Raw genomic sequence first — 20,759 nt, 5'->3', positions numbered from 1 at the left:
TGCGCAGGACGAGGGTGTTGACGAAGAAGCCCACCAGGTCGTCGAGGGCTTGGTCGGTGCGTCCGGCGACGGGGGTGCCGAGGGGGATGTCGGTGCCGGCGCCGAGGCGGGTGAGGGTGGCGGCGAGTGCGGCGTGGAGGACCATGAAGACGGTGGTGCCGGTCTCCCGCGCGAGCTCCACCACGCGGGCGTGGGTGGCGGCGTCGAGGGTGAGAGGGGCGTCGGCGCCGTGGCCGGTGGGGTGTGCGGGGCGCGGCCGGTCGGTGGGCAGGGTGAGCTCTTCCGGGAGGCCGGCGAGGGTGTCGCGCCAGTGGTCGAGCTGGGTGGCGAGAAGGCTGCTGGGGTCGTGGGGGTCGCCGAGGAGTTCGTGCTGCCACAGGGTGTAGTCGGCGTACTGGACGGGGAGTTCGGCCCAGTCCGGTGACCGGCCCTCGCGGCGGGCGGTGTAGGCGGCGCCCAGGTCGCGCAGGAGGGGGCCGACGGACCAGCCGTCACCGGCGATGTGGTGCAGCACCAGCAGCAGCACGTGCTCGTCCTCGCCGGTCGAGAACAGCCGGGCACGGAACGGAATCTCCCCCGACAGGTCGAACGGGGCCAGCGTGGCCTCCCGGATCAGCGCGGCCTGGTCCCGTGCTTCGCCGTCCCGCTGCTGCCACAGGTCGTGAGCCTCCGACAGCGGTACGACGTGCTGCCGCGGTACGCCGCCCGTGGCCGGAAAGACCGTGCGCAGGGCCTCGTGACGGTCTGCCACGTCGCGAACGGCGTCGCGCAGGGCGTCCACGTCCGGTTCGCCGCGCAGGCGGAGCAGGAACGGGATGTGGTAGGAGGCGTTCGGCCCCTGCATCTCCTCCAGGAACCACAGCCGCTGCTGGGCCGAGGACAGGGGCAGCGCGTCGGGACGTGCGTACCGGGAGAGCGGCGGCTTCGCCCGGTCGGCCGTCTCCAGACGTGCGGCCAGGGCCGAGACCGTGGGGAAGCGGAACACGTCGGCGACCCCGGTCTCCACCCCCAGCTCGGCCCGGACGCGGCTGGTCAGCCGCGCGGCCAGCAGGCTGTGCCCGCCCAGGTGGAAGAAGTTCTCCCGCACGCTCACCGTGTCGAGGCCGAGTACCTCGCAGAAGAGTGCACACAGCGCACGTTCGCGCGGGGTGGCGGGCTGAGGGCCGGCGGGTGCACTCGCCCGTGGCGGCTCCGGCAGGGCACGGCGGTCCACCTTGCCCGAGGCCGTCAACGGGAGCGCGTCGAGTGGCACGTAGCTCGCGGGCAGCAGGTGCGGCGGCAGGTGCTCCTCGGCGTACCGGCGCAGGGCCTCGGTGTCGACCGGGGCGGAGCCCTGGCGGCCGACGACATGGGCGACGAGCTGCACGGAGCCGGTGGCCTCCGACGTGTACGGCGTCACCACGGCCTGCCGTACGTCCGGCCGGCCGGCGAGGACGCCCGCCACCTCTGCGGGATCGATGCGGAAACCGCGGACCTTCAGCTGGTCGTCGGCCCGGCCGTGATGCTCGATCTCGCCGCCGGCCAGGCGGCGCGCCAGGTCCCCCGATCGGTACATCACGCTGCCCGGAGGGCCGTACGGGTCCGCCACGAAGCGCTCGGCGGTCGGCGCCGGAAGGCCGGCGTACCCGTGGGCGAGGCCGATGCCGGACACGTACACCTCACCGACCACGCCGGGCGGCACCTCCCGGAGCCGTGCGTCGAGGATGTGGACGGGCTTGCCCGCCAGGGCGGTGCCCACCGGGATCGAGCCGGACGCCGCGTCCTGCGGCGAGATCGTGTGCGCGAGGGCGAAGATCGTGCCCTCGACCGGGCTGCAGCCGTTCACGAACCGGGTCGCCGGATACGCGCGCAGCGCACGGGCGACGTGCGGAGCCGAGAGGCGTTCACCGCCGGACATCAGGACCCGGACCCCGTCGAAGGCCCCGGGATGGTTGTCCATCAGGTGGTTGAAGAGACCGCTGGACAGGTAGGCGGTGGTGACCCGGTGCCGCCGGATCAGTGCGGCCACCTGCGCGGGGTCGACCCGGTTCCCCGGGTGGAGGACGCACGTCCCGCCGTGGAACAGCGGGCCGAACAGCTCCAGCGCGAAGGCGTCCCACGAGATCGGCGAGCACTGCAGCCACGTCTCCCCGGCACCGAAGTCCGCGTAGCTCTGACCGAGGAGCGTGCCCACCAGCGCGCGGTGGGGGGTGACGACGCCCTTGGGGGTGCCGGTGGAACCCGAGGTGAACATCACGCAGGCGGTGTCCGCGGACGAGACCGCGAGCGCGGGGGGTGTGGCCGGCAGGCGGCCGACGGCCGCCGCGTCCCGGTCGAGCAGGACGAGCCGTGTGGCGTCGTTCCGCCAGCCCGCGTCGTGCTCGGAGGTGCTCAGCACATGGCTGACGCCTGCCTGGCCGGTGACGGCACGCAGCCGCGCCGCGGGGAAGTGCGGGTCGAGCAGGGTGTAGCCCGCCCCGGCCTTCAGGACGGCGAGCAGTGCCACGACCAGCCGCGGATCGCGCTGGAGAAGGATCGCCACGGTGTCGCCGCGGGAGACCCCGACGGCGCGGAGGTGGTGGGCGAGGCGGTTGGCGGCGTCGTCCAGTTCGCGGTAGGTCAGGCGCTCCTGCTCGCAGACGACGGCGGTGACCTCGGGGTGGCGGTCGGCGGCGGAGGCGAACGTCTCGTGCACGGTTCCCGTCACGGGTCCCCGCCGCGTCGCCTGCCGCTCGGCTCGCAGCGCCTCCCGTTCCGCGGACGTCAGGATGTCGACGTCGCCGATCGTCGCCCCGGGATCCGCGGTCATCGCCTCCAGCAGGCGCGCCCAGCGGTCGGCGAAGGCCTCGGCGGCCCGACGGTCGAAGAGGTCGGTGGCGGTGGTGAGCGTGCCGGTCAGGCCGGCCGGTTCGCCGTCGTCGTCGTGCTGCTCCGCCACGTCGACGGTGATGTCGAACTTCGCCGAGTCGAGTGCCAGGACCCGGGGCTCCTCCGCCTCCACCCCGGCCAACCGGAGCGTGCCCGTGGTGTTGCTCTGGAGGACGAGCATGGTCTGGAAGAGGGGGTGGTGGGTGAGGGTGCGGTGGGGGTTGAGGTCTTCGACGAGGGTTTCGAAGGGGAGGTCCTGGTGGGCGTAGGCGGTGAGGTCGGTGTTGCGTACGCGGTTCAGGAGGGTGCGGAAGGTGGGGTTGCCGCTGGTGTCGGTGCGGAGGACGAGGGTGTTGACGAAGAAGCCCACCAGGTCGTCGAGGTTGTGGTCGGTGCGTCCGGCGACGGGGGTGCCGAGGGGGATGTCGGTGCCGGCGCCGAGGCGGGTGAGAAGTGCGGCGAGGGCGGCGTGGAGGACCATGAAGACGGTGGTGCCGGTCTCCCGCGCGAGCTCCACCACCCGGGCGTGCAGCTCGGCCGGCAGGTGCAGCGGCAGGGCCGCACCGGCGCGGGCGCCGTCGTCCGAGCGACGTCCGTGCACCGGCAGGGCGAGTTCTTCCGGGATGCCGGCGAGGGTGTCGCGCCAGTGGTCGAGCTGGGTGGCGAGGATGCTGCTGGGGTCGTCGAGGTCGCCGAGGAGTGCACGCTGCCAGAGGGTGTAGTCGGCGTACTGGACGGGGAGTGCGTCCCAGTCGGGTGCGTGCCCGCGGGTGCGGGCGGTGTAGGCGGCGCCCAGGTCGCGTAGCAGCGGGTCGACCGACCAGCCGTCACCGGCGATGTGGTGCAGCACGAGCAGCAGCACGTGCTCGTCCTCGCCGGTCGAGAACAGCCGGGCACGGAACGGGATCTCCCCCGCCAGATCGAACGGACGCGCCGCCTCCGCACGGACCACCCCGTCCACGTCCCCGGCGCATTCCACGACGGCCCACGACAGGCGGCAGTCCTCCGCGGGCAGGATGTGCTGGCGGGGTTCGCCGTCGTGCGCGGGGAAGACGGTCCGCAGCGCTTCGTGACGGGCGACCACGTCCAGCAGGGCGTCCCGCAGGCACCGCTGGTCCGGTTCACCGTGCAGCCGCACGGTGAACGGCACGTTGTAGAGCGACGACGGTCCCGCCGCGTGGTCCAGGAACCAGATGCGCCGCTGCGCCGGTGCCAGGGGAAGGTGCTGCGGACGTGGCCCGGCGGTGAGTGCCGGCTGTGCGCGCGGGGCGTCCGCCACCACGGACGCCAGTTCTGCGACGGTGGGGGACCGCAAGACGTCACGGAGCCCGATCTCCGCGTCGAGGACGGAACGGATGCGGCCGACGAGCCGGGCGGCGAGCAGGCTGTGTCCGCCGAGCTGGAGGAAATCGGCGTCGGCGCTCACTTCCGCCAGGTCCAGGATCTCCGCGTACAGCGTGCAGAGCCTTCGCTCCAGCGGAGTTCCGGGAGCACGACCTGCGGTGGCCGTCTGCCGGAAGTCGGGTGCGGGAAGGGCGGCGCGGTCGAGTTTGCCGTTGGGGGTCAGCGGCAGCGCGTCGAGGAAGACCCAGGCGCTCGGCACCATGTATTCCGGCAGCCGGCCGGAGGCGTAGCGCCGTAGTTCTCCCGGCGTGATGCCGCCTTCCTTTTCGGGGACGATGTAGGCGACGAGTCGGGTGGTGCCGTTGTGGTCGTGGGGGAGGACTGCGGTGTGGCGGATGTGGGGGTGGTGGGTGAGGGTGGTTTGTATTTCGGTGGGTTCGATGCGGTAGCCGCGGATTTTGATCTGGTGGTCGGTGCGGCCGTGGTATTCGAGGGTGCCGTCGGGGAGTCGGCGGGCGAGGTCGCCGGTGCGGTACATGCGCTCGCCGGGGTGGCCGTGGGGGTTGGCGGTGAAGCGTTCGGCGGTGAGGGCGGGTTGGTGGGTGTAGCCGTGGGCGAGTCCGGTGCCGGTCATGTAGATCTCGCCGATGGTGCCGGGCGGTGCGGGGCGGAGACGGGAGTCGAGCAGGAGAGCCCGCTTGGTGGGCAGAGACGCCCCGATGGGGATGGTGGGGCGTTGGGTGTCCTGAGGGGTGATGGTGTGGGTGGTGGTGAAAATGGTGGATTCGACGGGTGAGTAGCCGTTGGTGAGGATCAGGTGGGGGTGGTCGTCGAGGGCCTTGGCGACGTGCGGAACGGAGGCAGGTTCACCACCGGTGAGGACGTGGCGTGTGTGGCTGAAGAGACCGGGGTGGGTGTCGAGGAGGTGGTTGAAGAGGCTGGCGGAGAGGTAGAGGTGGGTCGGCCGACGGGTGGTGACCAGGCGGGCGATGGTGTCGGGGTCGGGGCGGGTTCCGGGTTGGAGGATGCAGGTGGCGCCGTGGAGGAGGGGGGTGAAGAGTTCGAGGGCGTAGGCGTCCCAGGGGATGGGGGAGCACTGGAGCCAGGTGTCGCCGGGGCCGGTGGTGGTGAAGTGCTGGTCGAGGAGAGTGCTGGTGACAGCTCCATGCGGGGTGGCGACGCCTTTGGGGGTGCCGGTGGAGCCGGAGGTGAACATCACGCAGGCGGTGTCGTCGGACGTGATGGGGATGCCTGGTGGTGTGGCCGGCTGGGCGGCGATGGCCGCCTCGTCCCGGTCCAGGAACACCGGTCGGACCGCGTCGCTCGACCACTCCGTGTCGTGGCTGGTGGTGGTGATGAGGTGGGTGGCGTGGGAGTGGTGGGTGATGGTGGTCAGGCGGGTGGTGGGGAAGTCGGGGTCGAGGAGGGTGTAGGCGGCGCCGGCCTTGAGGACGGCGAGGGTGGTGGTGGCCAGGGGGAGGTCGCGGTCGAGGAGGACGGCGACGGTGTCCCCGCGCGACACCCCGCAGGCGCGCAGGTGGTGGGCGAGACGGTTGGCGGCCTCGTCCAGCTCGCGGTAGGTCAGGCGGTGTTCACCGCACACGAGCGCGGTCAGGTCCGGATACCGATGAGCGACGGCCTCGAAAGCCTCGTGCACACACGACCAGGTGGCGGACGGGGGCATCTGCGAAAGGTTCTCGACCGATGACGAGGACACGGTCACCATCTCCATGACGTGAGTGAGCAGAAGAAGAAAACGGGGCCGGCAGGCTGCGCCTGTTCGGGAAAAGGGCGGGCGTCAGCCCGACTTCGCCATGTCGGCGATCAGCGAGGCTGGGCGCATGTCGCGCCAGTTCTCCTCGATGTAGGCGAGGCACGCCGTCCGCTCGTCGGGGCCGTGCTGCGTCTCCCAGCCGGCCGGAACCTCCAGGTCGGCGGGCCACAGCGAATGCTGGGTCTCGTGATTCGTCAGCACGAGGTACTGCGTGTCGTCGTTCTCGAAGGGATTCGTCATGACGGATGCTCCTTTACTTCTTTGAATCCGGACGGCACGAGAATAGAAAGGCGAAAGGGTGCCGAACGGCAGCAGAGGGGGCAGCTCACCGGCAGTTCCCCGGCCGCATTTCCTGCCGAATCGAACGGGTGCCGCGCCGTGTCAGACGCCGTCCGCGGCGGCGACCCACCGGTCGGGGCAGCCGGCCGGCGTGGCCGGAGTGCGACTCGACCTCAACAGGGGATCCCCGGCCCGGTGGTCCAGGGCCGGGCGGGTCGGTGTGGTCGCCGCGACGAGGGCGTCGACGCCCTGCCGTCCGCGCGCGTCCGCCCACGGGCGCGGGTCAGGCCCCGCGCACGACGCCGACGGCCGGGCGCCGGCGCGCTCTTCCCGAACGGCCCGCGACCGGGCGCGTCGGGGGCGGAGCCGCCGGTTCCGGGCGGGGGACGCGGTCTTCCGCCGTTCGCGCGGCGCCGGAGTCAGTCGAGGCGGGCCTCCCGCAGCGGTCGCACCAGGAGCAGGGTCAGTGCCGCGCACCCGGCCAGTGCCGCGTGCGTCGCGAACGCCGCCCGCATGCCGAAGCCCTCCGCCAGCACACCGATGAGCAGGTTGCCGAGCGGAGCGGCGCCGAAGATCAGGAGCGCCTGGACGGACATCACCCGCCCCCGGGCCGACTCGGGCGACCAGCGCTGCACGAGGGACACCAGGACGATGCCCCCGACGCCGGAGACCAGCCCGATCAGGCAGTAGGGCACGAGTGCCCAGTGCAGGGACGACACCATGGCCAGCGAGGCCAGGCAGCCCGTCTGGACCACGCTCCCCAGCAGCACCACCCGTCCCGCCCGGCGGCGGGCCGGCCATACCAGCGTCAGAAGGAACCCGGCGGTCGCCCCCACGGTGAACAGGGTGAGGAGCAGGCCCGCTCCGCCGGCCCCCGACCCGTAGGTGCCGGCCAGCAGCACGATGCCGACGTTCACCGGACCGCCGGCGCTGAGCTCCACCAGACCGATGACCAGCATCACGGACCGCAGATGCGGCCGGCGGACCACCGTCCGCAGCCCGTCGGCGATCTGCTGGCGGAAGGTGCGGATGGCGGCGGGCGGAGGCGCGTCCCGTCCGGCGTCCGCCGCGGCGTCCTCGACGGCACGCGCCCGCTCCTCCGTGCTGCCGGGGAGACCGCGTGCCTTGCGCACGGCGAAGGCGGCCAGGCCGAAGGTCGCGGCGTTGACCGCGGCGACGAGCGGAACACCGCCCAGCGCCAGGAGGCCGCCGCCCAGCGGCCCGCCCAGCGCCTGGCCGCCGCGCAGCCCGCTGAGGTACAGGGCGTTCCCGCGCACCAGGTGCTCCCGGGGCAGCAGCCGCGCCCGGAACGCACCGGAGGCCGGCACGAAGAACGCGGCGCACAGAGAGAGCGCCGCGGCCGCGACCACCAGGACCACCACGTCGGGGCCGGTCACGGCGACGAGCCCCGCCGCGACCACCATCACCCCGGCCCGGGCCACGTCCGCGCGGTACATCACGCGGCGCGGCCCGGCGGAGTCGGCGACCGCCCCGCCGCCCAGCAGCGTGAGCAGCTGCGGCAGCGACGCCAGCGCGAGGACCGCTCCCGCCGTTCCCGGGCTGGTCGTCTCGGTCAGGGTCCAGGCGAGCGTGACGTACCAGGCCGCGTCGCCGAGGGAGGACAGGCCCATGGCGGAAAGGAAACTCAGGTAGCGGGCCGTGAAGAGTCCGCCGGTGCGCGCGCGGACCGGACCGGCCGCGCGCCCGGTCGTCGCATGCTTCACGGCGCCCCTCCCGGCACGCCTCCCGGCACGAGGGCCGTGGGCGCCTCGACCGGTACGTCCCCGGCGGGCGACCACAGGTCCTCCGGCGCCAGATCGCCGACCCGGTACTTGCCCACGGCGCTGACGAGCAGCCGCAGTTCCAGCGCCAGCGCCTCGACCAGGCGCACCAGGCCGTTCTCGGGGTCCTCGGCGACCGCGACCAACGCGGCCCGGCCGAGCCCCACCGCACGGGCACCCAGCGCGAGCGCCTTGACCGCGCGGGTCCCCTCCCACATCCGTCCGGAGGCGAGCAGGTCGTGCTCCGGACGTCCCACACGTCGCAGGCACTCGCCGAGCGGGAGACCGACGTGGTCCAGGAACGCGGTGGGCGCCCATCCGCTGCCGCCCTCGGCGCCGTCGACGGTGACCGCGTCCGCGCCGCTCTCCCAGGCCACGCGGGCCGCTGCTCCGACGTCCCGGCCGGGCGGCAGCTTCACCCACACCTTCACCCGGGGGAAGTTGTTCCGCATCAGCCGGATCTGCTGCCGCAGGATCTCGTCGGTGAACGTTCCCGGACTGCTGCAGCGCAGCAGACGCTCGCCGTCCGCGTCCAGCGAGCCGTCCACGGTGTACTGCCCGGACACCCGCGCCGCCTGCGCCCGCGGCAGCACCGTCATCCCGCCGAGGCCGGGCTTGGCTCCCTGACCGACCTTCAGCTCGAAGGCGAGCCGGCCGGTGTCCAGCAGGGGCGCGGCGCCCGGGTCGCTGTGCACCAGGTTCCAGACCTCGGCGTCCGCGTCCTCGGTGCTCTGCTGCACCACGACACCCCCGACGCCGTCGGGTACGTCGCCGAGGTAGGCGTGGAGCCGGGCCAGCAGCATCCGCTCGGCCTTCTCCCCGTCCTCGCCCCCGGTGCCGTCGGAGCGGCCGTAGCCCTCCACCGGGACGATGTTCTCCCCGACGACCATCGGGATGCCCAGCCGGCCCGCCTGGCGGCTCGCCGCCAGGCCCAGGTCGCCGCCGGCGATCCGGGTGGAGCCGAACGCGGACAGGTACACCGGGGCGGTGGCCGCGAACCCCCCGAAGGCCGACGTCAGTTCGACGTCGTGGTGGACGGGCTCGCGGGCCAGGTCCACCAGCTTCTCCAGCCGTTGCGGCATGAAGACCGGAGGCACCAGCCGGAACGCGTCGAGGGGGTCGGCCCAGAGCGCGGGACGCGCCGGGTCCGCGCCGAACAGCGTCGAACCGTAGGCGTCGAGGGGCGGGAACACGGCGGCCGTGCCCCGGCGGGCCCGGTCGCGGACGGCGTCGGAGGGGAAGCCTTCAGCGACGGGACCGGCCGGTGCGGGCGTGGGGCCGTTCACGGCGTCACCTCTCCCGGCACCTTGGGGAACGCGCTCGCCTGCCACACCGAGTCCAGGCCGGCGACGTAGCGGGTGAAGCGCTCCAGCCCGATGCCGAAACCGGCGCTCGCGGGGATGCCCTGGCGCGCCATCCGCAGGTACCACTCGTACTTGGCCGGGTTCTCCCCGGTCTCGCGCATCCGGGTCACGATGCGCCCGTAGTCGTGCTCGCGCTCGCTGCCGCTGCACAGCTCCCCGTAGCCCTCGGGCGCGAGGATGTCGAAGTTGCGCAGCGCGCCCGGCTCGGTGCGGCTTTCGCGGTCGTAGAAGCCGCGCGAGCCCTTGGGGTAGTCCGTGACGAAGAACGGCTGCTCGCTCTGCCGCGACAGCAGCGCCTCTCCCTCCCAGTCGATCTCCGCGTCGGCGGACTGGGCGTGGCCCAGCGCGTGCAGCGCGGACACGGCCTCGGCGTGCTTCATCGAGCCGAACGCCCCGTCGAGCAGGGGTGCGAGAGCGGAGACGTCGCGGCCCAGCTCCTTCAGGTCGTCGGAGTGCGCGTCCAGCACGCCCCGCACCACCGCCCGTACGAGGTCCTCGCCGACGCCCATGGCCGCCTCCCGGTCGGCGCCGGCGATCTCGACGTCGATCTGGTGGAACTCGGCAAGGTGACGGCTGGTGTTGCTGGTCTCCAGCGGTTCGAGGCGCACGCAGGGGGCGATGCAGAAGATCTTGTCGAACGCGAGCAGCGACGCCTGCTTGTACAGGATGGCGCTGCTCATCAGCTTGTAGCGGTGACCGTAGTAGTCCACGTCGACCTGCTTGGAGCCGCGCACGCCGGGGTCCGTGACCGGCCCGATGACGGGCGGCAGGAGCTCGGTGAACCCGGCCTCGCGCAGGTGCGCGCGGGCCGTGGCCAGCATCGTTCCCTGGATTCTGATCACGGCCCGGGTCACCGGGTCGGTGAGGTGCACCGGGGGTTCCTGGGGCAGCCGGGGCTGCCCGGAGTCGGCCGTGGCGGTCCCGGACTGCTGCGGGAGCGGGCCGGCCTGGTGCCTCGTGGCGTCAGGAGTGCGAAGCAAGACGTTCACCGTCCTTCGTGGGGTGGGGTGGGATGCCGGACCCGGCGATCACGGCGGGTGGGGTGGGGCTCCGGTCGAGGACCGGCCGGTCGTAGCGCTGTTCGACATGGGCCAGCGAGCGCAGCAGGTCCCCGGAGGTCATCCGCGGCGCGTCGGTGATCTCCACCAGGCCGCCCAGGGGCATGCTGCCGATGGCCGCCCAGCGCAGCCGCCCTTCGGCGTCGATGCTGCCGCGGGAGCGCTGCGCGTTGTCCGGGTGGAGGCAGTAGGGCACGTCCAGATAGCCGCGCTGGAACGCCCGGGGCAGCGCGACCGTGAGATCGGGGGAGAGGTCGAGGACCGCGCCGACGAGCGCCGAAGCCTCCGCGTGGATCCCGGTGTCGGGCGCGGGGGTGGCGGGCCGGGCGGTGGCCGCCTCGTCCGCCGCGGCACGGTCGGCGGCCTCCAGGGCCTGCACGTTCTCCTCGACCGTCGGGATGCGGTGGGCCTCGGCCGTCGTCTTCACGATGAGCCGTGCCGCTCCGGTGCGGACCGCCAGCCGGGCGGCGTCCTCCAGCAGCCCGCGGGCCCCCTCCGGGGTGCGGGGGAAGACCCCCATGTAGGCGTAGAGGACGAGGTGCCGTTCGACGTCGGGGATGAGCGTGCGGGCGAGCCGGTCCAGCGCCCGCAGCGCCTCCTCGTCCTGCTGGGGGTGGGTCTGCTGGGCGTAGCTCAGGGAGACGCTGCGCACCCCGTGCTGGGCGAAGAACAGTCCTTCGAGCACGCTGAGGGCCACGAGCAGGCTGGGGGGACAGAGCTGGCCCATCATGCAGCCGCCGAACGTCTCCAGATGGGGCTCGACGCCCCCGTCGCGGGCGTGCAGCAGCAGGTCGCAGGCGTGGGCCCAGTTCGTGACGGCCTCGCGGAGCGGGGTGCGGCTGTAGGGCAGGCAGTAGGAGACCGGTCCGCCTTCCGTGGCGTGCAGGCCGGCGGCCACCAGGGCCCGCATGATGTCCTGCGGGCAGGCCGAACCGTGCCGCACCTGCACGGGGAACCGCGGCCCCTCGACGCCGTCCAGCACCGCGCGCGTCGTCGTCCGCGGGTGCGTCACCAGGGGGTAGCCGTTCAGGCCGACTCCGTCGGCGAGGGCCTGGCGTGCCGCCTGCAGGGCGCCGACGCGGGTGTAGCTGTCCACCGTGAGGGTGCCGACGGTGCAGGCGCGGGCGTCCCGCGTGGCCAGCAGACCGGATCGCATGGCCGAGGGAGAACTCATGCCCATCCGCGGCTGGACCACCAGCCGGCCCTCCCGTCGCGCGGCCTCCACGAACCCGCCGAACGAACCGTCCGCCGGGGCGGTGGGCAGCCGGGCGGCGCCCGGGGCGGTGGGGCGGATCGCCGCGCCGCGCGCGTCCCCGCTCACGGGGCGACGCTCGCGGGTATCGCCCGCCGTCCGGCCTCGACGGACTGCAGGAAGGAGCGGAACGAGGCGAGGCCGGAGCCGTCCTCGAAGACCGCGTCGAACCCCGCTTCGAGCAGCGGACCGGTCTCCTGCCCGTCCGGCCCGGAGATCCCCAGCTTCCCGCCGATGACCATCGGCAGGCGACCGCAGTCCGGGTCCTCACGCAGCAGCCGGGCGACCCGTCGGCCGTCGGCGCCGCCGTGCCCGTTCACGCTGCTGAGCACCAGCAGGTCGGGCCGCAGCTCCCGGCACTCGGCGAGCAGGGTCCGGTCCGGTACACAGGGCCCCAGGTTCGTCACGCGGTGCCCGAGCTCCTCCAGCAGCAGCTGGAGGAACACCAGGTTCCACGTGTGCGCGTCGGACGCGACGCCGGACACCACCACGTGCAGACCCGCCGTGCGGGTTCCGGACACCTCTCTGGTGGTGACTTCCATCTGTGGGCCTCATTCCCTGCGGTCGGGGTCTCCTCGAACGCGGCGTTCCGGGCCGCGGGGTGTCCGCGGCCGTTCGATCGGGTCCGGGCCTGAACCGCCTTGCGCGGTCGGCGGATTCACCGTAGGAGCGGGACGGGGGCGCCATCGGAAGTCGCACCGGCAGGTCACCGGCAGATCGAGGGCGCCCGGAAGTCGGGGCGTCCGCACGCGGGGCAGCCGGCCCTCCGGGAGGGCCGGCACGTGCGTGCCCGCCTCACGCCGCTGCCCGGCCGCCCGCCGGGACCAGCAACGGGCGCAGGCGGTTCAGCACCCGGAACCTGTCGGTCCCCTCCTCGTCGGCCGTCCGCAACAGGCCCCGCAGGAGCAGCGCGTGCAGCAAACCGGCGGTGTGCCGGGTGGTCGAGCCCGACAGCAGGACGGCCTCGTCCACCGTCCACCCGCCGGGCAGGGCCGCGAGGCGTGCGAGGAGTTCCCGCTCCCCGGGGCCGACGTCGGCGAGCGCGAGGGCCAGCGGGTCCGGCAGGCCGTCCGGGTCCGTCGGGGGGAAGGCGAAACGCTCCGGGTCCTCGGCCTCGGTCATGGCGCGCAGAAGTTCCTCCGGGGACTGCAGGAGACACCAGGACGCCGCGTCCACCAGCCGGCCGGGAACCCCGTCCAGCCAGCGGCACAGGGCGGCGACGGCGGCCGACGTCTCCCCGCCGAGCGTCTGGTGCGGTCGCAGACGCCGCAGGTGCGTCCGGAAGAGACGCACCGAGGGGCAGCCGGCCGCGTCGTCGCCCGTCCCGTCCGGCCCGGCCGGAACGGGGAGTGGACCGACCGGCATCAGGTGGGCGCCGTCCCCCTGTCCCGGCACCTGCGCGGTGGTGACGACCCGGAGGCGCGGAAAGCGGTCCAGCAGGCGCCCGGCCGCCTCGGCCGCCGCGGTGCCGCGCGCCCCGTCGACGACGAGCAGCGTGTCCTCCCCGCCCCGTCCCGCGAGCACGCACTCGGCCGACTCCGCCAGGCTCCCGCCGTCGGGGACGTCGCTCGCGTCCCGCCACAGCACCGACCACCCCTCCCGGTCGCGCAGGGTGGTGGCCACCTCCAGGGTCAGGCGGGTCTTGCCCACGCCGGGTATGCCGACGACGCACACCCGTCTGTGCCGTTCGAACGTCAGCAGTTCGCTCAGGGCGCGGAGTTCGCGGTCCCTGCCGATCAGCGGAGCCGGGGAGACCGGCGGCAGCCAGTCGACCTCGCCCCCGCGCCCGGGCTGCGGCAGCGGATCGGCGGCCGCCTCGAACGCGGCGCGGCTCCCGCCGCTGAGCCGCAGCACGTCGCCCAGCAGCTGGACGGTCGCCCGCCGGGGGCGCCGGGCCCGGCCGCTCTCCAGGTCGCGTACGGCGCGGACACTCAACGTGGCCAGGTCGGCTACCTGTTGCTGCGTCATGCCCGCGCGCCGCCGATGGGTGCGCAGCACCTCACCGAACGTCGCGGGTGGCCGAGTGGTGGCGGTGGCAGCCTTCATGATCCCCTCTCCTGCTGCTGTGTCCGGTCGAGTGCCGGGCCCGGCGCGGATCTTTCTCAGCGCCGAGGAGACGCTGCCTGCCGGGCGGTAGTCATCTTCGGAAGGGGACTGTGAGCCCCGCATGGGGAGCGCGCCCCCACATTCCGCGGCGCCTGCGCGGACCTCCCGCGCCCGGCCGACCGCGGCCCCGGACCAGCACCCCCGTCGCGCGCCGGAGACCGGGCCGCCGCAGGCCGCGCGTACACCCGGGACGCCGTGGGGGAATATGGGGGCGCGTTACCCATGCGGGGCTCCGCGGCCGCTGGCAGCGTGGGGGACGTGACGAACCCGAGATCCTTCCACGACCCCGCGGGAGAAGGCCTCGCCCCGTACTGGTGGGCGCGTGGGCTCACCCTGCGCGACCGGCTCCACGCCGGCGCCGCCGAGGCGGTCACCGCCGCGACGGGTGCGGAACTCGACGACTGGCGGCGACGTACCCGGACGCTCGATCCGGACGGGGCGATGGCCCTGCGTCTGGACGACCTCCAGCTGGGAGAGGGCGAACTCGCCGCGCTGGCCTCGGAACCGGCGGCCCGCCTGGCCGGCCGCAGCGAACTCCCGTCCTGGGCACGGTTCGTGGCCGACGCGCTGGCCGACGCCCCCGCCGCGGCCCCCGAGGCCGCCTGTGCGGCCCCCGGTGCCGGGCCGGACGGCGACTGGCGGGCGGCGTTCGCCCAGGTCTTCGCGCCGCTGGTACGCGCCGCCGCTCTCCGCCTGCAGGCCGGAGTGCCGCAGGACCCCCAGGTCGTGGACGCCCGCGTCGGCGCCCGGTTCTCCGAACGGCTGGGACGGCGACTCGCCGAACCCGCGGCCCGCACCCTGGTCCTGGAACTCCACCGGGCACGGGAGGCCGGCAGGCTCGCCGGCGCGGACCCCCGCACCCGCTTCGCGGACTTCGTCCGGCGCACCGGCGGGCGGCAGGACCTCTGCCGGCTCTTCGCGGACTATCCCGTCCTGGCACGGCTGCTGGCCCAGCTCTGCCTCCAGACGTCCGATGCCACCGCAGAGGTGCTGGGGCGCTACCGGGCCGACCGGGACGCCCTCCGCACCACGCTGTTCGGCGGACGCGACCCGGGCCCGGTGGTGGAGGTGGACCTCGGGCAGGGCGACACCCACGACCGGGGACGGTCGGTGGCGAAGCTGCGCTTCGCCTCGGGCGCCCGCGTGGTGTACAAGCCCCGGTCCACGGCGCAGCACGCCCCGCTGGACCGGATGATCCACTGGCTCAACGGCAAGGTGCCCGGCCTGGCGCTGCGGACCCTGGCGACGCTGGACCGGCCGGGCTACGGATGGGTCGAGCACGTGGAGCGGCGTCCGTGCGACGAGGACGCCGACGTGGACCGCTTCTACCGGCGGCAGGGCGCCCTCCTCGCCCTTCTGCACGCGGTGGAGGGGGTGGACATGCACTGCGAGAACCTCATCGCCTGCGCGGACCAGCCGGTGCTCGTGGACGTCGAGACGCTGCTGCATCCCTCCGTGCCCCCCGCCACCACGGCCGGCTCCGACCCGGCGGCCGTCGTCTTCGCGGCCTCCGTGCACCGCACCTGCGTCCTCCCGCAGCCGATGTTCGGCGAGAACGGGGCGCTGGACGTGTCGGCGCTCGGCGGATCGGGCGGCGGGACCTACCCCACGGACTGCGTGACCTGGGCCGACCCCTGCACCGACACCATGCGCCTGGTGCGCCGTCCGCAGCCCTACGCCGGGGCGGACAACCTCCCCGCACGCGCCGGGGCGGACGCCGACCCGGGCGCCTACGAAGCCGCCCTGCTGTCCGGCTTCCGCGCCGGATACGACGCGCTCACCGCGCACCGGGACGAACTCCTCGCCCCCGGAGGCCCGTTGAGCGCCTGCGGCGAGGCGCAGCTGCGGCTGATCGCGCGCCCGACGCGCCTGTACGGCACGCTGCTGGAGGAATCCACCCACCCCGAACTGCTCCGGGACGCGCTGGACCGGGACGCCGTCCTGGCCGCCCTCCATCTGGAATCGGAGGGCGACGCCCTGCGCAAGCGGCTCGTGGAAGCCGAGATCGCGGACCTGTGGCAGGGCGACGTGCCGCTCTTCCGGCACCGCCCGCAGCACCGGCACGCCTGGACGTCCGACGGCACGCGGCTGACGGGCCTCCTGGCCCGGTCGGGGCTGCAGTCCGCCCACGAGAAGGTCCGTACCCTGTCCGAAGTCGGGCGGCACCAGCAGGAGTGGCTGATCTCCTCGGCGCTGGCCGTCCACCGGAGCGGTCCCCAGGCCCACCGCAGCGGAAACCCCTCGCCGTCGGCGCCCCCCGCGGCGGCAGTCGGGGAGCGGCGGCTGATGGCCGCGGCCTGCGGAATCGCCGACGAGATCGTCGGCCGCGCCGTCCACCGGGACGATCGCGCCAACTGGCTCGGCATGGAACCGGTCGACGGCGCGCACTGGTCCGTGCTGCCGATGGGGGCGGGCCTCGCCCACGGGTACACCGGCCCGGCCCTCTTCCTGGCCCAGCTGGGGGCGCTCACCGGCGTCGCGCGCTACACCGAACTCGCCGCGGACGCGGCACGCCCCCTTCCGCTCCTCACCCGCGCCCTGGCCGACGACCCCCGGCTGGCCCGCGCGGTGGGCATCGGAGGCTTCCACGGGCTCGGCGGCCTGTGCTACGCACTCGCCCGGCTCGGCACACTGCTCGGCGGGACCGCCGGTGACGGTCTCGCGGACGCCCTCACCGCCTGGGCGGCCGCGGGAGCGGCGGCGGCCGAGGAGGACGACGGGCCGACGGGTCTCGGCGACGGAACGGCCGGAGCGCTGGTCGCCGCCCTCGCCGTACACCGCGAGACCGGTCTCCCGCACGCCGCCTCGCTGGCCGACGACTTCGCCGCACGCCTCCTGCCGGCGGCCGAGGCGCACCTCGCCGCGCCCGCCGTCTCCCCGTCGTCCGGCGGCGGTTCGCCCCACGGCTTCGCCGACGGCCTCGCCGGCGTCGGCTGGGCACTGGCCCGCTATGCGGCCCGGGGCGGCCGCCGCACGCGGTACGCCGAGGTGGCCCGCGCGGTGCACCGGACGGCGCTCCAGCGGGCCCGCCGGGCCGGCGACGACAGCTGGTGCTCCGGGATGGCCGGCGCGCTGCTCCCGGCCCTCGAACTCGAACCGGCGAGCCCGGGGTCGTCCGCCGACGTCGACCCCTGGCTCGCTCGGCTGGCCACCACCCCGGTCCGCGCCGATCTGAGCCTGTGCCACGGCGAACTCGGCGTCCTGGAGGCCCTGCACCTGCTGCGGACCTCCGGGAACACCACTGCCGGAGACCTGCTCGCCCACCGCTCGGGCCTGGTGCTCGGCGCTCTCGACCAGGGCGGCCCGCGGTGCGGCACGCCCGAGGGCACCCGCACTCCCGGGCTGCTGAGCGGGCTCGCCGGAATCGGCTACGCGCTGCTGCGTCTCGGCGCGGACCGGCACGTGCCGTCGGTGCTGCTCCTCGACGCCCCGCCCCGGCCCGAGCCGGGGGACGCCGGCTTCGGGGGGCACGACGGCTCCGCCCGGAACGGTACGAACTCCCGGGGCGCCATGAACTCCCCCAGCGGCACGAACTTCCGGGGCGGCCGGGCCCATGGAGCCTGCGAGGCCCCGGAACGCACCTCCCACACACCCTTCCCCACCCCGACCGTCATGTGACCGTCCCACCCACCGAAAGGAACCACCCATGCGTCAGCACACCGCACGCCAGACCGTGTCCCCCCGCGAGGCCGACTCAACGGCGCTCGTCGCAGGACCGGCCGGCGAGATCAGACCGACGGGACGCGCCGGCCGCTCCGCCCGGGCGCAGGTCCTCGCCGGACTCAACCTGGGTACGGGCCTGGTGCCGGTCCTGAACGAGGTGCACACCAGCGTCAGCGTGCCCGTCGTGCCCTCCTGACGCGACGCAGCGGGCCACCGCCGCCGGCCCGGCAGCCCTCCCGGGCGGCCGGGCCCACTGCCGTCGTGCCGCCGGGAGAACGATTGGTCATCTCCGAGATGTGACCGAGTGGTGCACATGGCGGGTACATTCCGCCTCATGCAGCCTCAGGTTCCCCAGACGGTCGGCCGCGAGGAAGAACTCGCCCGGTTGCAGTCGCTGGTGCATTCCGGGAGCGCCGGCCGCGGCCGCTCGGTCTTCCTCGTCGGCGAGGGCGGCATCGGCAAGTCCCGCCTGGCGGCGGAGGCGACCGGGCGAGCGGTCGGCGCCGGGATGCGCGTCATGACGGGCCGCGGCAGCACCATCGGGCCGATGCTGCCCTTCCGGCCCCTGACGGAGGCGCTCATGTCGCTCTTCCGTACCGGGCCCCCGGTCGAGGAGTCCGGACTCGGGCCCTACCGGCCCGTGCTGGGCAGGCTGGTGCCCGACTGGAGCACCGGGGAGCACGGCGACGAGTCGCTGGTCGTCCTGGCGGAGGCCGTACTGCGGCTCCTCGCCGTCGTCGGCCGCGACGGCGGCTGCATGCTCGTCCTCGAGGACCTGCACGACGCCGACACCGAGACCCTCGTCGTCGTCGAGTACCTCATCGACAACCTGTCCCAACTCCCCGTGGCGCTCCTGGTGACCACCCGCGCCGAGCCCTGTCCCGCCCTCGACCTGGCGCGCTCCGCGGCACAGCGGCGTTCCGGGGAGCTCCTCGCCCTCCGTCCGCTGACGGAGGGCCAGGTCGTGAGCATGGTCGCGTCGAGCCTCGGGACGGAGCCGGACCAGGTTCCCCGGGCCGTCGTCGAGAGACTCTGGCAGGACAGCGCGGGGAACCCGTTCCTGGTCGAGGAGCTGTTACACGGACTCGTCAACAGCGGCTCCCTGGTGCAGGGCGCCGACGGCTGGCGCGCCATCGGGCCCCAGCGGACCGCCGTGCCCAGCACCCTGGTGCAGGGGATAGCCCGGCGTACCGATCGCCTCGGGCCGCAGGGCCGCGAACTGCTGTCCGCCGCCGCCGTGCTCGGGCGCCGCTTCCCCCTCTCCGTCCTGCAGCGCACCACGGAGATCGACGACCGGAGCCTGCTCAGCCACCTGCACGCCGGCGTGGCCGCCCAACTCGTCGTCCCCGACGACCCCGCGCCCGACTGGTACGCCTTCCGCCACCCCCTCACCGCGGAGGCGCTCCTCGCCCAGCTCACCTCCTTCGAGCGCGCCTCCCTCAGCCGCCGGGCCGCCGACGCCGCGGAGTCGCTGCATCCCGCGCTGGACGGCGAATGGTGCGCCCTGGTGGCGGCGCTGCGCCGTGACGCGGGGGAGACGGACGTCGCCGCCCGGCTCTTCACCGAAGCAGGCCGCAGAGCGTTGGACCGCGGCGCGGTGCAATCGGCGATCAGCCTGCTCGAAGGGGCCGACGAACTGCTGGCCGACGGCCGGGACACCACGGCCCGCGCGGACACGCTGCAGGTCCTCCTGCCCGCACTCGCCGAAGCGGGCGAACTGGACCGTGCCCTCCGCCTCGCGGAAACCCTGCACGACACCGTGGGCACCGGGGTGGCCGCGTCCCGGCTCGCCGACCTGCACACCAGGCTCGCCCGCATAGCCCACCTCGCCGGCCGCGGCGCGGACGGCGAGGCGCAGGTGGCCGAAGCCCGGAGGCTGCTGTCCGCCACGCCGGGCAGTGAACACACCGCGTCCGTCGACGTGGTGGCCGCCCACCTGGCACTGGACGCCCCCGGGGCGGACCGCACGCAGCACGCCGAGAAGCTGGCGCGCGCCGCGGTGGCGTCCGCCTCGCTCCCCGAGGCCCCGCTGCCGCACGTCGCCTGTCAGGCATGGGAGATCCTCGGGGTGCTCGCCCGGGAACGCGACCTGTCGGAAGCGGCCGACTGCTTCGAACGCGCCCGCAGCACCGCCGAGGAGCACGGCCTCACCATTCCCCGGCTCTACGCCATGGTCCACCTGGGCGGCAGCCAGTGGCTCGCCGACGGTGAGACCTCCGTGCTGCAGACCGCCCGGGCCGAGGCGGCCCGGGTGGGCGCCGTCGTGATCACCCTGACCATCGATGCGATCACCGTGCTCCACGACATCCTGCGCGGCCGGCTCGACCAGGCCGCCGCACACGCCGACGCCTGTCTGGAGACCGCGACACGGCTGCGCCTGGCACCCGTCGCGCGTTACCTCCTGATGGCCCGCTCGGTCGCCGCCGCCCACTGCGGGGACCGCGCCGGGATGGAGCGCGCGGAGGAGGAGTTCGCCCGCTGGGAAGGCGCGGGCTCCCACGAGGAGCCCCTCCAACTCGGTCTCGCCCGCGTCTTCTGCGCGCTGCTGGAGGAGGACCGGGAACGCGCGCTCCGGGACCTCGACCGGGTACGCAGCAGGGAGGAGGACGGCCCCACCCGCTTCCACCTCGGCGGGCGCCACGGCCTCCGCATCCTGCTGGATGTCCTGTCCGGCGACGCGGGCTGGGACCGCTACATCGAGGCGTCCGCCACCTCCGCCGGACGCATGCGCTGGAACCGGCAGTTCGTGGAGCTCGCCCACGCGGTGCTGCTCGGCCGCGACGGCCGCGGTGAGGAGGCCGCCGAGGCCGTCGCCGAAGGGGTACGGCACGCCGAGAGTTTCCCCGTCGCCCGGCACCTGGGACTCCGGCTGGTGGCGGAGGCGGCCCTCGACGGCGGCTGGGGCGATCCCGTCACCTGGCTGCGGGAGGCGGAGGAGTGCTTCCACGGCAGGGACGTGCCCGCCGTGGCCGGGGCGTGCCGGGCCCTGCTGCGCCGCAGCGGCGTGTCGGTCCGGCAGCGCCGGAGCGGCACGGACCGCATCCCCGCCGCTCTGCGGGCCCGCGGGGTGACCGTGCGGGAGTACGAGGTGTTCCAGCTGCTGCCGGAACGCCTCAGCAACAAGGGCATCGCGGCCCGCCTGTACATCTCGCCGCGCACGGTGGAGAAGCACGTCGCCCAGCTCATCGCCAAGATGGAGGTGCGCGACCGCGAGCAGCTCTGCGCCGTGGCCGCGGACACCTGACATGCGCGCCTCCGGGGCCCGGGGTGCCGCTCCGCGGCACCCCGGCT

Annotated in this window: 11 protein-coding genes; 3 read left to right on the top strand and 8 right to left on the bottom strand. The window is 74.3% G+C overall.

Features of this window, described 5'->3' with window-relative positions; translation table 11 throughout:
• From RM572_RS21585 to RM572_RS21550, 8 genes are all read right to left on the bottom strand, one after another.
• Nucleotides 1-5,875, bottom strand: a 5,875-nt coding sequence (locus RM572_RS21585) for a non-ribosomal peptide synthetase (RefSeq protein WP_311675037.1), incomplete at its 3' end; no start/stop codon positions are given.
• A 114-nt stretch (nucleotides 5,876-5,989) separates the two neighbouring features.
• The gene (locus RM572_RS21580) at nucleotides 5,990-6,205 is read right to left on the bottom strand and encodes an MbtH family protein (RefSeq protein WP_311675036.1); all 216 of its coding nucleotides are present in this window, start codon (nucleotides 6,203-6,205) and stop codon (nucleotides 5,990-5,992) included.
• Nucleotides 6,206-6,663: 458 nt separating this feature from the next.
• The gene (locus RM572_RS21575; RefSeq protein WP_311675035.1) at nucleotides 6,664-7,968 is read right to left on the bottom strand and encodes an MFS transporter; all 1,305 of its coding nucleotides are present in this window, start codon (nucleotides 7,966-7,968) and stop codon (nucleotides 6,664-6,666) included.
• On the bottom strand, nucleotides 7,965-9,311 hold the full coding sequence (locus RM572_RS21570) for a glutamate synthase-related protein (protein WP_311675034.1): 1,347 nt from the start codon (nucleotides 9,309-9,311) through the stop codon (nucleotides 7,965-7,967). The genes RM572_RS21575 and RM572_RS21570 overlap by 4 nt, the downstream gene beginning before the upstream one ends.
• Complete coding sequence (locus RM572_RS21565; RefSeq protein ID WP_311675032.1) at nucleotides 9,308-10,369, bottom strand: asparagine synthetase A; 1,062 nt, start codon at nucleotides 10,367-10,369, stop codon at nucleotides 9,308-9,310. Before RM572_RS21565 ends, RM572_RS21570 begins: the two co-directional genes overlap by 4 nt.
• Entirely contained in the window at nucleotides 10,353-11,741 is a 1,389-nt protein-coding gene (locus RM572_RS21560) for a methylaspartate mutase (protein WP_394813673.1), read from the bottom strand. The genes RM572_RS21565 and RM572_RS21560 overlap by 17 nt, the downstream gene beginning before the upstream one ends.
• Nucleotides 11,742-11,764: 23 nt before the next feature.
• On the bottom strand, nucleotides 11,765-12,241 hold the full coding sequence (locus tag RM572_RS21555; RefSeq protein WP_311675031.1) for a cobalamin B12-binding domain-containing protein: 477 nt from the start codon (nucleotides 12,239-12,241) through the stop codon (nucleotides 11,765-11,767).
• Nucleotides 12,242-12,494: 253 nt separating this feature from the next.
• Nucleotides 12,495-13,745 (bottom strand): helix-turn-helix domain-containing protein, encoded by a 1,251-nt coding sequence (locus RM572_RS21550; RefSeq protein WP_311675030.1) that lies wholly within the window; start codon nucleotides 13,743-13,745, stop codon nucleotides 12,495-12,497.
• A gap of 318 nt (nucleotides 13,746-14,063) precedes the next feature.
• On the opposite strand from RM572_RS21550, the gene RM572_RS21545 reads away from it, so the two are divergent.
• The 3 genes from RM572_RS21545 (at nucleotide 14,064) to RM572_RS21535 (ending at nucleotide 20,712) form a co-directional block, all read left to right on the top strand.
• Nucleotides 14,064-17,423 carry a type 2 lanthipeptide synthetase LanM family protein gene (locus RM572_RS21545; RefSeq protein ID WP_311675029.1) on the top strand — a complete coding sequence of 1,120 codons (3,360 nt, stop codon included), beginning with the start codon at nucleotides 14,064-14,066 and terminating at the stop codon, nucleotides 17,421-17,423.
• A gap of 28 nt (nucleotides 17,424-17,451) precedes the next feature.
• Nucleotides 17,452-17,664: a hypothetical protein gene (locus RM572_RS21540; protein ID WP_311675028.1), complete on the top strand. Its 213-nt coding sequence runs from the start codon at nucleotides 17,452-17,454 to the stop codon at nucleotides 17,662-17,664.
• A 138-nt stretch (nucleotides 17,665-17,802) separates the two neighbouring features.
• Nucleotides 17,803-20,712 (top strand): helix-turn-helix transcriptional regulator, encoded by a 2,910-nt coding sequence (locus RM572_RS21535; protein ID WP_311675027.1) that lies wholly within the window; start codon nucleotides 17,803-17,805, stop codon nucleotides 20,710-20,712.
• Nucleotides 20,713-20,759 lie beyond the last annotated feature (47 nt).

The sequence above is a fragment of the Streptomyces hazeniae genome, assembly GCF_031845485.1.
GTDB classification, from domain to species: Bacteria; Actinomycetota; Actinomycetes; order Streptomycetales; family Streptomycetaceae; genus Streptomyces; species Streptomyces hazeniae.
The sequence above is the reverse complement of the archived record's forward strand: the minus strand, read 5'-3'. Positions and strand labels throughout refer to the sequence as shown.

Coding starts and splice junctions, on each gene's coding strand:
- RM572_RS21550 (WP_311675030.1), bottom strand. CDS start 13,745: ATGAAGGCTGCCACCGCCACCACTCGGCCACCCGCGACGTTCGGTGAG.
- RM572_RS21535 (WP_311675027.1), top strand. CDS start 17,803: ATGCAGCCTCAGGTTCCCCAGACGGTCGGCCGCGAGGAAGAACTCGCC.
- RM572_RS21580 (WP_311675036.1), bottom strand. CDS start 6,205: ATGACGAATCCCTTCGAGAACGACGACACGCAGTACCTCGTGCTGACG.
- RM572_RS21540 (WP_311675028.1), top strand. CDS start 17,452: ATGCGTCAGCACACCGCACGCCAGACCGTGTCCCCCCGCGAGGCCGAC.
- RM572_RS21555 (WP_311675031.1), bottom strand. CDS start 12,241: ATGGAAGTCACCACCAGAGAGGTGTCCGGAACCCGCACGGCGGGTCTG.